The sequence below is a fragment of the Cupriavidus sp. YAF13 genome (assembly GCF_052113425.1).
In the GTDB taxonomy this organism is placed as follows: Bacteria; Pseudomonadota; Gammaproteobacteria; order Burkholderiales; family Burkholderiaceae; genus Cupriavidus.
Genome location: NZ_JBFRDD010000033.1, coordinates 83496 through 96682 on the forward strand (window position 1 = coordinate 83496; position 13187 = coordinate 96682).

Sequence of the window (13187 nt, forward strand, 5' to 3'; positions counted from 1 at the left end):
CTGGATTTCGCCTCTTCCGGCATCTAGAGTTACCAGCATCCTTCCCTACGCCCCGGCGCCCGGGTATCCAGGTACGCCGGCGGCGGCGACGAGGTGACTTATGCAGAACGGAAAAAACGTCGCCCGCGGCCCCGCGCCCGCCAGCCCGTGGCAGGTGCCGGACCTGACACCGGAGCGGGTGTTGCAGCTCGGGATGGGCTTCTGGGCCGCCAAGACCTTGCTCAGCGCGGTGGAGCTTGGCGTGTTCACCCAACTGGCGAAAGCGCCGCAGCCGGCCGGCCCGCTGGCCGCCGCCCTTGGCCTGCATCCACGCGGCGCGGTGGATTTCCTCGACGCGCTGGTGGCCCTGCACCTGCTCGACCGCGAAGACGCCGAGGCACCCAGCCGGTACAGCAACACGCCCGACACGGACCTCTTCCTGGACAAGGCCAAGCCCAGCTACGTAGGCGGCCTGCTGGAGATGGCCAATGCGCGGCTGTACCCCAGTTGGGCGTCGCTGACCGATTCGCTGCGCTCCGGCCTGCCGCAGACCCAGGCCGACGAGCATGGCGACCTCTTCGCCGCAATCTATCGGGACGAACAAGGCCTGCGCGGCTTCCTGCAAGCCATGACCGGCGTCAGCCTGGCCGCCGCCCAGGCGATGGCGCGCAAATTCCCCTGGGCCCAGTGCCAGACCTTTATCGATATCGGCACGGCGCAAGGGGCCCTGCCGGTACAGATCGCGCTGGCCCACCCGCATCTGCGCGGCGGCGGCTTCGACCTGCCCGCAGTTGGCCCGGTGTTCGAGGAATATGTCGCCTTGCATGGCCTGCAGGATCGGCTGCGTTTTTATCCCGGCGACTTCTTCAACGACCCCTGCCCGCAGGCAGACGTGCTTGTCATGGGGCATATCCTGCACGATTGGGATCTCGATCAGAAGCTATACCTGCTGGAAAAATGCCACGCCGCGCTGCCCGCCGGCGGCCGCCTGATCGTCTATGACGCGATGATCGACGACGCGCGCAAACAGAACGTGTTTGGCTTGCTGATGAGCCTGAACATGCTGATCGAAACCCCGGGCGGCTTCGATTACACCGGGGCGCAATGCTGCGCCTGGGCAAGGCAAGTGGGCTTTGCGCAAGCGCGGGTGGAACCGCTCACCGGGCCGGACTCCATGATGATTGCGACCCGCCAATGACGTAATGACGTAGCAACGCCAACCCATCGGAGAGGACGTGCCATGGCCGAGATGGAAAAGGAACAAGTGGTCAGCGTGCTGAACCGGATCCTCGAAGCCGAGCTTGCGGGGGTGGTCCGCTATACCCATTACTCGCTGCTTGTGTTCGGCTTTGGCCGCATCCCGATCGTTTCCTGGCTGCGTGAGCAGGCCAACGAATCGCTGCTGCATGCCCAGCAGGCGGGGGAATGGATTACCACGCTGGGCGCGTATCCGTCGCTGGCCATCGGCAAGCTGCTCGACAGCCACACCTTCGATACCGCCGCCATGCTGCGTGAATCGCTGGAAGCGGAAAACGCTGCCCTCAAGCTGTATCGCGAGCTGCTGTCGCTGGTGGAGGATCGCTCCGTGGCACTGGAGGAATTCGCGCGCCAGATGATCCAGATCGAGGAGCTGCATGCCGGCGAGGTCGACAAGATGCTGCGCAAGCCGGGGCAGGCCGCGGCCTTCGCCCCGCCGCCAAAAACCTGACGCACGAGCCGCGTGGGCGGTGTGCGTCAACGCCGTGCGGATGGCCGGCGCAGCACTTCGCCCAGGCCCGCGCGCGCCAGGCGCTGCGCGGCTGCGCGGCTGTTGCCGGTCCAGAAGCTCTGGTCGGCTTCGCCGATGCGGTCCGCCGTATTCTTCATGTGCTGAAAGGCGGCCTTGCGCGCCGCCTCCGGGTCACGCGCCTGGATGGCCGCGCACATGGCTTCATGCTCGGCGCGTACTTGCGCGGCCAGGTCGGTGCGCCGCGCCTCATTGCCGCGGGTGACGCGGATGGCATCCTGCAGTGCGCGCGTTAGCAGCCCGAGCAACTCGGTGTAGTGGGGATTGCCGGTGGCGCGGGACACGGCCATATGGAATGCCAGGTCCTCCTCCACGCCGTCGCCACCCGCGGCAACGGCGCGGTCGATGGCCTTCAGGGCGCGGCGGATCTGCGCCATCTCGGCCTCGCTGCGGCGCTCCGCCGCCAGCGCCGCCATCTCGGCCTCGATGCCGCGGCGCAACTCGATGATGCGGACCACGCCCCGCGCCGGGTCGCCGTCGCCGGGCCCAAGCCGGAAGGCTGCGCTGGTCCGGGGATCCAGCACCACGGTGCCGCTGCCCTGCCGGGTTTCGACCAGGCCTTCGGATTTCAGCCGGGAGATCGCTTCACGCACCACGGTACGGCTCACGCCATATTCCTCGGTCATGCACTTCTCGGTGGGCAGCCGCGCATTGACCGGATAAGCGCCTTTGCGAATCTGCCCCGCGAGCAGCGCGGTGATGCGATCCGCCAGAGTCATCTCGCCAGCCGGCTTTTCTGGCACTTCCGGGCGCGGCACGGTGTCTGTGCGCATTCGGCCTCCATGCTGGTAACGCAGGATGTTCTGCAGTTGGCGATGGGACTCGCCTGACGGCGATCATAGCATCGCGAACAAATTTGCTTGACAAATTCATAGTATAAATTTGCAATACAACTTCGGTCCAGCCGACGAGGCCAACGCCATGGGCGACGACATGCCTTTCGGCCTGGCCGCCTCAGAGTTTGGCGCCTGCAAAAAAACACAAGAACGGAGACGGCATGAAAACAATCGGCATGATCGGCATCGGCATGATGGGCCATGGCATCGCCACCAACATCGCCAAGCACGGCCACCCGCTGGTGCTGCTCGACCATCCCGGCAACCAGCCGGTGGACAACCTGCTGGCGGCTGGCGCCACCATGGCCGCCACCCCGGCCGAGCTCGCGCGTGCGGTCGATATCGTGATCCTGTGCGTCACGGGCACCCCGGAGGTGGAGGACGTGCTGTTCCGCTCGGACGGCGTGCTTGCCGGCCTGCACCAGGGCGCCGTGGTGATCGACTGCTCCACCGCCATTCCTTCGTCCACGGAGCGCATTGCCGCGGCGGTGGCCAAGGCCGGCGGCCGCTTCCTCGACGCGCCCATGACGCGCACGCCCAAGGAAGCCGCGCAAGGCCGCCTCAACCTGATCGTCGGCGGCGACCGCGCCTTGTTCGAGCTATGCCGGCCACTGCTGTCGTGCTTCGCGGAAAACATCGTGCACGCCGGGCCGGCCGGCTCGGGCCACCGGCTCAAGCTGCTGCACAACTTTGTCTCGCTGGGTTTCTCCGCCGTGCTGGCCGAGGCCGCCGCCTGCGCCGAGCGCTCTGGCGTAGACCCGGGCGTGCTGGTGGAGGTGCTGGCCAAGGGCGGCGGCGACGGCGTGATCCTCAACCGCTTGCGCCCCTACATCGAGTCGCGCGACGAGTCCGGCTTCCGCTTCTCGATCGCCAATGCGCTCAAGGACATGGGCTACTACACCACGATGGCGCAGGAGCTTGGCGCCGCGCGAGCCACGGCGGAGGCGGTGCGGGATACCTACGAGCGCGCCAGCCACACCGCGCGGCCGCAGCCGACGGTGCCGGAGCTGATTTCGATCCTGGCGGACGAGGCAGGCAAGGCGGCCTGATCCTCGCTCAGATCGCCCGCAGGTCGGGCAGCAGGCGATCGCACTCGCGCTTTACCACCGCATAGCACTCGCACACGCGCTGCTCCAGCCCTGGCCGGTCGAGCACTTCGATATGCCCGTGGTGGTAGCGAATCAGGTCAGCGTTCTGCAGTTTCAGCGCCGCCTCCGTCACGCCTGAGCGCCGCACGCCAAGCATGTTGGCGATCAGCTCCTGCGTCATCTTCAATTTGTTGGTTGGCAAGCGGTCCATGCTGAGCAGCAGCCAGCGGCACAGTTGCTGTTCGATGGAATGATGCCGGTTGCACACGGCAGTCTGCGCCATTTGCGTGATCAGCGCCTGCGTATAGCGCAGCAATAGCCGCTGCATGGGGCCGGCGCGATTGAATTCCGCCTTCACCGTGGCGCTGTCAAGCCGATAGGCCGTGCCGGCGCTCTGGACGATGGCACGGCTTGGCGTGGTCTCGCCCCCCATGAACAGCGCAATCCCGACCATGCCCTCGTTGCCAACGATGGCGATCTCCGCCGATGCGCCGTTTTCCATCACGTAGAGCAAAGATATGATCGACGTGGTTGGAAAATATACATGATTGAGCCGGTCGCCAGACTCATAGATCACCTGCCCCAGCGGCAAATCCACCAGCACCAGCTGCGGCGCCAGGCGCGCCCATTCTTCTTCCGGCAACACCGCCAACAGATGGTTGGCTCTCGCGTCTTCCTGTGTCTGCATGGGTGTGCCTCGTAGGTTCAGGACCTGCCTCTTGCCGGCATTTGCCATGGCAAATCAGGGTCAGGACCGCCATCTCCATCTGAATCGCAGTGTAGTCCAGTCGCATGGCGCGCTTATCGAAGCCGCCAGAGACTGGCGGGCGAGCGCTCGCCACCTGCCCTGCGCCATAAAAAAAGAATCCGACTTGAACGCTAGCGTACCGACTTGTCGCTGGCCCCCGCCTAAGATGCCCCCAGATGTCGACTGGCCAGCTGCCTTAGGGCTGCAGGGCCGCATCACAGCCAAGGCATGCCTCTCCCTCCCCCTTGGGGGCATGTGGTCAGTAGTGGCGCTCGATCCACTTGGCAGGGGAAACGTTTTGGAGGGCGCATGCAAGCCCAAGCTAATGGTCGCAGTGTGATCGTCTATCCCGACATGATCGGTGGATGGTACTTCTCGGAAATCGACAGGAAAGCCGTCTACCGCTTCGGGCCATTCGAGTCGCACAAGCTCGTCACGGAACTGGTGGGGGTGTTGTTCCCGGAGATTCCGGCGCTTGAATTGGTAGAGCCGTCGTCAGAAATGGATGATAGCGCCCTGATGATCCTGGGCAATGGGGAACGGGTATCACGAGTCACACAAGAGCAGGGAACTGCCAGGCAGTAGACGCGGTTGCGACCGGGCAGGGGTCGTGCAGCCGACCGGCGATGGCGGCAAACGCAAGCCAACGCTGAACGCTATTCCTTTCATGCCCTCGGCCTTCGGGCCGAGGGCTTCTTTTTTGCATGGCGCGGCGTTGGATTCCGTGTCCGCCATCGTACCGACTTCGCAGCCGATCCATGTCAGTCTCAACCTGTCGCGGCGCCGCATTGCGGGCCTTCGCCATGTAGCGAGCGCGATGCGATGGATCTCGAGGTGACATCATGCGCAGCGTCCTGTATTTCCGGCTTAGCGATATCGCCGCCGCAAGAAGCATGCAGTCTTCGTTGCAGGCGTTACCTGTTGCCCCTGTCCATCTCGGCGGGCCCTGGTTCATCCAGCGCGACGACCAGCCCATGGAAGGGTTGCCCCGAGCCGCGTCCAAGCAAACAACGTATCGCCAGGAATGGGCGATAGCGGGCACTGTGGCCGGCGCCATATTGGCCATTGCCGCGACGCTGCATCTCGGCACCTCGGCCGGCACCTTTGCCAGCGTCCTGGCCTGCGTGGCGAGCGGTGCGCTCGGGGGCTTGTGCGGCGCCTGGATCGCGGGCCAGCTTGGCGCACGCATCCTGCGCGGCAAGGTTGCCCGGGAACGCGCACAGCTCGCGCAAGGCGAGATGCTGCTGGTCGCGAGCTGCGCCGGGGACGCGAAGGATTCCGTCAAACGCATGATCAATGCGCTAGGCGGCGTGAGCGTCGAGGAACACAGTGACGTCATGCCGGGTTTCCGGTGGGCGTGACGTATTGCGGATGACCGCTGCAGCGCATCACGCCTGCGGCGTGGTATCGATAGGAGCATGTCATGCGAACTCGTCTTGTTATTTGCGCTGCTGCGCTCGCGCTCACCCAAACAGGGTGCTTGTGGGTACCCGGCGGCGAAGGCCGCACCGGTGGCGATGGCGGCTATCGCGGGGCACAGCGGCATGACGGCCATCCAGGCAACGAGTGGAACAACGATCATCGCTCCGGCGATCGCGGACAGCCGTACGGCACGGAGCGCTCCGGCGACAACCGGGAGCGCGACTACTCGCCAAGAGGCGGTTGGACGCAATGACGTTGCCGGATAGCAGGCGCGCAAAAATGCGGCACAGCGCGGGTGCTATCATCCAACGGCCCTAGCCTCCCCCAATCGCGCCGATGCCGCCGGACCCCGCACCAGACAAGCCCACTGCCGCCAACGCGCTCCCTGATATCCGCCGCCTGCGCGCCCGCTTTGTCGCCATTTCCTGGCGCGACCTGGCCGTATCCTTCGGCCCCGTGCTGGCCCTTGCCCTGGCAGCCATCTGGCTCGCCGTATGGCTGGTGCAGCCGGCGCCGCCGAGCACCATCTCCATCAGCGCGGGCCCCAAGGGCAGTTCCTTCTACGACGCCGCCGAGAAGTACGCAAAGATCCTCGCACGCAATGGCGTCACGCTGAATGTGCTGGCCTCCGAAGGCTCCCGCCAGAACGTGCAGCGGCTGGCCGATCGCAAGCAGGACGTCGACCTGGCGCTGGTGCAGGGCGGCGTCTCCAGCGATATGGACACCGAGGGGCTGGTCTCGCTGGGCAGCATGTTCTATGCGCCCATCACGGTGCTGTACCGCGGCAAGGAACAGCACAAGCTGTCCGACTTCCGCAAGTCGCGCATCGCGATCGGGCGAGAAGGCAGCGGTGCCCGCGCGCTGGCGCTGACACTGCTCAAGGCGAACGGCATCGAGCCGGGCGGCAGTGCCGAGCTCATCGCGTTCGATGGCGACGACGCCGCCCAGGCGCTGGTCGACGGCAAGATCGATGTGGCCATGCTGACCGGCGATTCCGCCACCGGCCCGATCATGCGCAAGCTGTTTCGCATGCCGGGCATCCGCCTGCTGGATTTCGCGCAAGCCAATGCCTATACGCGTCGCTTTCTCTATCTGCAGGAGCTGGTGTTGCCCGCCGGCGTATTCGACCTGGGCAAGAATCTCCCGGCACATCCGATCCGCCTGATCGGCCCGACGGTGGAGCTGGTGGCGCGCGACTCGCTGCATCCCGCGCTGTCCGACTTGCTGATCGAGGCTGCGCGCGAGGCCCACGGCAAGGCCGGGCTGCTGCAAAGCGCCGGGCAGTTCCCCTCGGCCACCGCGCATGAGTTTCCGCTGAGCGACGACGCCACGCGCTACTACGCGTCGGGCAAGGGCTTCCTGTACCGCCACCTGCCCTTCTGGCTGGCGAGCCTGCTATCCCGTGCGCTGGTGCTTGTGCCGGTGATCGTGATCCTGATTCCGGCCTTCCGGCTGGTGCCCTCGCTCTACAAGTGGCGGGTCAAGTCCCGCATCTATCGCTGGTACGGCGCCCTGATCGAAATCGAGCGCGTGGCGCTGGTGAACCCCTCCGAGGAAGAAAAAACCGCCCTGGCCCAGCGCCTCGACCACATCGAAGACGCGGTCAACAGGATGAAGATGCCGCTCGCCTATGCCGACCAGTTCTATGTGCTGCGCGAGCATATCGTCTTTGTGCGGCGCAGGCTGACGGGCGCGCTCTGAGCTGGCGCAGCGGCGCTACGTACCCGGTGCGGCTAGGTTGTGGATGCCCGGAACCGGGAGGTTGGGCACGCGACCATCGCGCCGGATGCAGATACAATCCGGCAGCGCCGACTTGTCAATCACGACCTGACCCCGATCCATGCCTAACCCTACCCGGGCCTTCCTTCTCGGCCCGCTGCTCAAAGGCGTTTCACGCTCTTTCTATCTCACCCTGCGGGTGCTGCCCGCCGGGATGCGCGATCCGATCGGCCTGGCGTATCTGCTGGCGCGCGCCGCCGACACCATTGCAGACACCTCGCTGATTCCGCCGCAGCAACGGCTGGAACTGCTGCTGTCGCTGCGTGATCAGGTCAACGGCGCCACGGACGATGGCACGCTCATGCGGCGGCTGGCGGCAGAGGTCGCCGGGCAACAAGCGCTATCGGACGAGAAGGTTCTGCTCGAATCGCTCGGCCCGGCGCTGACGGTGCTGTCCCAGCTGGGCGCGGCCGATCGGGCTGCGGTTCGCGAGATCGTGTCGACCCTGGCCTCCGGCATGGAGTTTGACCTGCGGACCTTCCCCGACGAAAGCTCCGGGCAGATTGGCGTGCTGCGCGAATGGGAAGAGCTGGACCGGTACACCTACCTGGTCGCGGGATGCGTGGGCGAGTTCTGGACCAAGATGACCTACGCCCATATGCCCGGAACACTCAAGGGAGAATCCGAGGCGATGCTGCTGCGAGGCGTGCGCTTTGGCAAGGCGCTGCAGATGACCAATGTGCTGCGGGACTGCGCCAAGGACCTGCGGATCGGGCGTTGCTACCTGCCCGGGGCGATGCTGGACCAGTATGGACTGACGCCGCAGGATTTACTGCTGCCAAGCAATTCGGCGCGTGCGAAACCACTTCTGTTCGCGCTGATCCGCACGACGCTGGGTCATTTCCGTGAGGCGGTGGATTACACGTTTGCCATTCCTGCGTTCTCCGTTCGATTGCGCCTGGCGTGTTTGTGGCCAGTGCTGATCGGGTTGGAGACACTGCTGCTGCTTGCGGGCAACGACGATTGGCTGGATCCGGTGAAAGTGCTCAAGATTCGGCGGAGCGAGGTGTACCGGATTGTGGGGTATTCAGCGTTGATGGCGCCGTCCAATGGCTTGCTGCGGATCTGGGTTGAGCGGTTGATGGGGGGGATCGAAGCGCGGCTGGAACGCTAATGGCCAAAGAAGCCTTCCGCATCTGCGGAGCGAGCCCTGCGGACATTGCGCGCCTTTGCACCCGCCGCGCAACGGCCCATGGACGCGATCGCGCCTGGGCCAGGCGCCACACAGCGGGTCTCCAAGGCTGCAATCACTTGCTGCTGGAGTGGTCGTCGCCCCCAAGCGGATCGACAATGATCATGGTGCGGTCCAGCACCCCGCGATCGTCAAAGTAGGCGCTGAAGTGGGCCGGCTGGTAAGCGCCGATGTAGAGCCGGTACGACCATGCCTCGCGCTTCATCAGCGGGTAGTACTCGACCGGCTCGCGTGGCAGGCCGAAGCGCTGGGCCACGTCCTGCTTGGTCCAGGTACCCGGGCGCGCCTCATAGATCTCCTTCTCGGTAAGCATCTGGCGGAAACTGGTGAGGTTTCCGCTGGCGTCGAAATCCGCCGCGTAGACTTCGAACCCGAGCGGCTGCTTTGAGTAGATCCAGCGGCTGGTGCCGCCGGCGAGCTGGTAGGTCTCCGTGGGCTTGCCAAAGGTGTCGCGCACGGTGCTCTGCGGGCCGCCGATCATTTTTTGCGCGGTCTCGACCGGCTGCAGGAACGCGCAGGCGCACAGCGCGAGCGCAGCGGCGCTCGCTCCTATCCATTTGGCTAAGCGATATTGCATGACCATTCTCCATCGTTGGCGCGGGTCGTGTTCTCGGGCCAGGAACCCTTCCAGCATAGTTCAAGCACGCGCACACGCCGCGCGCCCCGCCCCTACGGTAAACGCTTCAGGCAGCGGGATTATTCCGCTGGTTTCCACCAACCCGGCCGACAGTGGCAAAGTTGGCCTTAACAAATGTACCCCGCGATATAGCAGAACGCCGCCGTGCCGCTCCCGTACTCGGTGTCGCGCAGCGTGAATGCACCGGACAGGCAGATGAACGCGGTCATGCAGGCCAGGAGAACAAGCAGGCAAATTGCCAGAATGGACAGCTTTTGCATGGCAAACCCTTCCCTCGGAGAAGCAGCGGGCGCCGACCCGACGAGCCGACGCATGGCGAAAACCGGGGCGCCAGTCGCAAAGGCGGCGCTGATGCCCCCCCGCTGATTCGCCCGCTATTTCACCCGCTGAATCACCATTACGCATTTCCCATGCCCGTGCCAGCATGGCGAAATAGCGCCCGAATGTGCTTCGGAAGGAAGCCACGCCGCTAACGCTGTTGGGCTGTGCCACACACCGGGGTTGGCGCCGCCCGAACTGTTACCTGAGCGCAGATCTCGGCCCTGCCTCACCAACGCCGCGGCACGACGGTGCGCCCGATTTTGCATGCCCGATTTTGCACGTCCGATTTCGTGCACCCTATTTCGTGCGCCCGTCCACGCGCTGCAACGCCGCCCCCACTTCCCCATAAAACTCCCGCAGCGCCGCTACCTCCAGGTCCGGCGGCAGTAGTGCCGGCCAGAGCAGCGCCACGATATCCTTGGCGGTCCGCTCGATATCCACCGGCCGCTGCCTGGCGATTGCGTCCCAAAGAATGTGTTCCATCGGCCCGAAGATCGCCGAGCGCAGCAAGCTCAACGGCAGGTCGGCCCGGATCTCCCCACTCTCGCGCGCGCGCGCCAGCATATCCATCAGCGGCGCGGTGTAGCGCCGTTGCAGCGGCACGAACACCTCGCCCAGCCCCGGCCCTCTGGCGCGGCCTTCGGAGAGCACCAGCGCGCATAGCCCGGTCCCCTGGATCAGGAACAACCGAAGATGCGTGCGCACAAAGAACTCGAGCTGCGCCTTGGTGCTCTGGCCGCGCGGCATGCCTTCTTCCACCGCCGCGATGATCTCGTCGTACCAGTCTTCGATCACCCGCACACAAAGCTCGCGCTTGCCGTGGAAATAGGTGAACACCGTGGCTTCGGAGATGCCCAGGCGCTGTGCGATCTCGGTGGTGGTGGTGCGCTCGTAGCCCATTTCGGCAAAGACTTCGCGGGCCACGCGCAGGATGTCGCGGATGCGTTGCTCCGCCTTGGCGCTCGCGGGGACGCGGCGCCGCACCATGATGTCGTCCATCGACGTGTTACCTCGCTTGCCGGAAGCCGGCGATTATAGTGCGGCGCAGCATGAAACAGATGCCCGGGCACGCCCTGGGGCGCTGCTCGCCCCCGTCACGGGATTGTAATTGATCTTTACTCAACTCATGGTTGCAATTTTTCGGGTCTGCGTGTACTTTTCCAGTCAACGCCACTGCCCTGATGCCACATAGGACGGGACAAGGGCGCAGAATATATGCGCACCCCCCCGACTTGAGCTACACTCAACAAAGTTGAACAAACCTCAAGAAACCGGGATACGGACAATATTGCGACAGCGCTTTGGAGACGAGTATGACGATGCAGGGTGCGGCTAGCCCAACGATCTTGCCCATTGGCGGGCTCTCCCACGTCAGGGGCAGTACCGACATTCCCTTGTCCGAGCTGACGGTGCCGGCGCTGCTAGCCGAAACCGTAGCGCGTTTCCCGGATCGCGAGGCGGTGGTGTTTCGCGAGCAGGGTATCCGCTGGAGCTGGCGGGAATTCGCACAGGTGGTGGACGCCATGGCCGGGGGCTTGCGCCTGCTGGGCCTGGCGCGCGGGGACCGCATCGGCATCTGGTCGCCGAACCGGGTGGAGTGGCTGGTCACGCAGTTCGCCACCGCACGCCTTGGGCTGGTGCTGGTGAACATCAATCCGGCATACCGCCTGGCGGAGCTGGAATACGCGCTGAACAAGGTGGGCTGCAAGGCCATCGTGGCGGCGGAGTCGTTCAAGACGTCGCGCTACCTGGAAATGCTGCAGGCGCTGGCGCCGGAGTTGCAAAGCTGCGAGCCGGGCGCGCTGCAGGCAGCGCGCTTGCCCGCGCTGCGCTGGGTGATCCGCATGGGCGGCGAGCGCACGCCGGGCATGCTCAACTACGATGCGCTGCTCGCCCATGGCACGCATGCCCTCACCGGCGAGCTGGACGCGATCACCGCGCAGCTGGATCGCTACGACCCCATCAATATCCAGTTCACCAGCGGCACCACCGGCGCGCCCAAGGGCGCCACGCTGACGCACCGGAACATCGTCAACAACGCACGCTTCATCGCCATGGCGATGCGCTTCTCCGAGCAGGACAAGCTGTGCATCCCGGTGCCGTTCTATCACTGCTTCGGCATGGTGCTGGCCGTGCTGGCTTGCGTATCCACCGGCGCCTGCATGGTGTTCCCCGGCGAGGCGTTCGAGCCGGCGGCAACCATGGCGGCGGTCAGCGAGGAGCGCTGCACGGCCTTGCACGGCGTGCCGACCATGTTTATCGCCCAGCTGGACCATCCGGATTTTGCCAAGTACGACTTCTCCACGCTGCGCACCGGGATCATGGCGGGCTCGCCCTGCCCCATCGAGACGATGAAGCGCGTGATCTCGCAGATGCATATGGCGGAAGTAACGATCGCCTATGGCATGACCGAGACCAGCCCGGTGTCCTTCCAGAGTTCCACCACCGATCCGCTCGACAAGCGCGTGACCACCGTGGGGCTGATCCAGCCGCATCTTGAGGTCAAGCTGGTGGACGGCACCGGCGAAATCGTGCCTGTTGGCGAAAAAGGCGAGCTGTGCACGCGCGGGTATTCGGTGATGCAGGGCTATTGGGACGACGAGCCCCGCACCCGCGAGGCGATCCGCGATGGCTGGATGCACACGGGCGACCTCGCCACCATCGACGCCGAGGGTTACTGCAACATCGTCGGGCGCGTGAAGGACATGCTGATCCGCGGCGGCGAGAACGTCTACCCACGCGAAATCGAGGAATTCCTGTTCCGCCACCCGAAGGTGCAGGCCGTGCAGGTGTTTGGCGTGCCCGACCCCAAGTACGGCGAGGAAGTCTGCGCGTGGATCGTGCTCAAGCCGGGCGATACGGCCACCGAGGACGATATCCGCGCCTTCTGCCGCGACCAGATCGCGCACTACAAGATTCCGCGCTACATCCGCTTTGTCGACGAAATGCCCATGACCATCACCGGCAAGGTGCAGAAGTTCGTGATGCGCGAGCGCATGACGCTGGAACTGGGGCTTGGCGACAAGACCACGTGACGACCCAACTGAATCCCATCTGACATCGGGCCGCCACCTGCCGCGGCCGTATTCCACTAGATAGCGAGCACTCAACCATGAACGAACTCCCCGGCCTCAATTTCCACCTCGGCGAAGACATCGACATGCTGCGCGAAACCGTGCGCAACTGGGCGCAGGCCGAACTGGCGCCGCGCGCGGCGGAGATCGACCGCAGCGACCAGTTCCCGATGGACGCCTGGAAGAAGATGGGCGACCTCGGCGTGCTCGGCATCACGGTGGCGGAGGAATACGGCGGCGCCAATATGGGCTACCTGGCCCACATGATCGCCATGGAAGAAATCAGCCGCGCCTCGGCGTCGGTCGGCTTGTCGTACGGCGCGCA

At 65.0% G+C, this 13187-nt stretch carries 15 protein-coding genes; 10 read left to right on the forward strand and 5 right to left on the reverse strand.

The window, feature by feature from the left end; genetic code table 11:
* Positions 1 to 100: 100 nt before the first annotated feature.
* Positions 101 to 1177, forward strand: a complete 1077-nt coding sequence (locus tag AB4061_RS24945; protein ID WP_441638508.1) for a methyltransferase — start codon at positions 101 to 103, stop codon at positions 1175 to 1177.
* A gap of 42 nt (positions 1178 to 1219) precedes the next feature.
* Entirely contained in the window at positions 1220 to 1687 is a 468-nt protein-coding gene (locus tag AB4061_RS24950) for a ferritin-like domain-containing protein (protein WP_441638510.1), read from the forward strand.
* A gap of 26 nt (positions 1688 to 1713) precedes the next feature.
* Here the strand turns inward: AB4061_RS24950 and AB4061_RS24955 are convergent, their stop codons facing one another.
* On the reverse strand, positions 1714 to 2538 hold the full coding sequence (locus AB4061_RS24955; protein WP_441638512.1) for a FadR/GntR family transcriptional regulator: 825 nt from the start codon (positions 2536 to 2538) through the stop codon (positions 1714 to 1716).
* Between the two features lie 224 nt (positions 2539 to 2762).
* On the opposite strand from AB4061_RS24955, the gene AB4061_RS24960 reads away from it, so the two are divergent.
* Positions 2763 to 3650: an NAD(P)-dependent oxidoreductase gene (locus tag AB4061_RS24960; protein ID WP_441638514.1), complete on the forward strand. Its 888-nt coding sequence runs from the start codon at positions 2763 to 2765 to the stop codon at positions 3648 to 3650.
* 7 nt (positions 3651 to 3657) lie between these two features.
* Here the strand turns inward: AB4061_RS24960 and AB4061_RS24965 are convergent, their stop codons facing one another.
* Positions 3658 to 4377 (reverse strand): Crp/Fnr family transcriptional regulator, encoded by a 720-nt coding sequence (locus AB4061_RS24965; protein ID WP_441638516.1) that lies wholly within the window; start codon positions 4375 to 4377, stop codon positions 3658 to 3660.
* 369 nt (positions 4378 to 4746) lie between these two features.
* Between AB4061_RS24965 and AB4061_RS24970 the strand changes: the two genes are divergently transcribed.
* From AB4061_RS24970 to AB4061_RS24990, 5 genes are all read left to right on the forward strand, one after another.
* Positions 4747 to 5022 carry a hypothetical protein gene (locus tag AB4061_RS24970; RefSeq protein ID WP_441638518.1) on the forward strand — a complete coding sequence of 92 codons (276 nt, stop codon included), beginning with the start codon at positions 4747 to 4749 and terminating at the stop codon, positions 5020 to 5022.
* 257 nt (positions 5023 to 5279) lie between these two features.
* Positions 5280 to 5798: a hypothetical protein gene (locus tag AB4061_RS24975; protein WP_441638520.1), complete on the forward strand. Its 519-nt coding sequence runs from the start codon at positions 5280 to 5282 to the stop codon at positions 5796 to 5798.
* A 62-nt stretch (positions 5799 to 5860) separates the two neighbouring features.
* Positions 5861 to 6112 carry a hypothetical protein gene (locus AB4061_RS24980; RefSeq protein ID WP_441638522.1) on the forward strand — a complete coding sequence of 84 codons (252 nt, stop codon included), beginning with the start codon at positions 5861 to 5863 and terminating at the stop codon, positions 6110 to 6112.
* A gap of 83 nt (positions 6113 to 6195) precedes the next feature.
* The gene (locus AB4061_RS24985; protein WP_441638524.1) at positions 6196 to 7560 is read left to right on the forward strand and encodes a TAXI family TRAP transporter solute-binding subunit; all 1365 of its coding nucleotides are present in this window, start codon (positions 6196 to 6198) and stop codon (positions 7558 to 7560) included.
* Positions 7561 to 7699: 139 nt separating this feature from the next.
* Positions 7700 to 8752 (forward strand): phytoene/squalene synthase family protein, encoded by a 1053-nt coding sequence (locus AB4061_RS24990; RefSeq protein WP_441638526.1) that lies wholly within the window; start codon positions 7700 to 7702, stop codon positions 8750 to 8752.
* A gap of 133 nt (positions 8753 to 8885) precedes the next feature.
* On the opposite strand, the gene AB4061_RS24995 is transcribed toward AB4061_RS24990, so the two are convergent.
* From AB4061_RS24995 to AB4061_RS25005, 3 genes are all read right to left on the reverse strand, one after another.
* Entirely contained in the window at positions 8886 to 9407 is a 522-nt protein-coding gene (locus AB4061_RS24995) for a hypothetical protein (protein ID WP_441638528.1), read from the reverse strand.
* 167 nt (positions 9408 to 9574) lie between these two features.
* The gene (locus AB4061_RS25000; RefSeq protein ID WP_441638530.1) at positions 9575 to 9727 is read right to left on the reverse strand and encodes a hypothetical protein; all 153 of its coding nucleotides are present in this window, start codon (positions 9725 to 9727) and stop codon (positions 9575 to 9577) included.
* Between the two features lie 358 nt (positions 9728 to 10085).
* Positions 10086 to 10787, reverse strand: a complete 702-nt coding sequence (locus AB4061_RS25005; RefSeq protein WP_441638532.1) for a TetR/AcrR family transcriptional regulator — start codon at positions 10785 to 10787, stop codon at positions 10086 to 10088.
* Positions 10788 to 11101: 314 nt separating this feature from the next.
* On the opposite strand from AB4061_RS25005, the gene AB4061_RS25010 reads away from it, so the two are divergent.
* Together AB4061_RS25010 and AB4061_RS25015 are read left to right on the forward strand one after the other, a co-directional pair.
* Entirely contained in the window at positions 11102 to 12823 is a 1722-nt protein-coding gene (locus AB4061_RS25010) for an AMP-binding protein (RefSeq protein ID WP_441638534.1), read from the forward strand.
* A 77-nt stretch (positions 12824 to 12900) separates the two neighbouring features.
* Positions 12901 to 13187: acyl-CoA dehydrogenase family protein (locus AB4061_RS25015; RefSeq protein WP_441638539.1), on the forward strand; the 287-nt coding region annotated here is incomplete at its 3' end.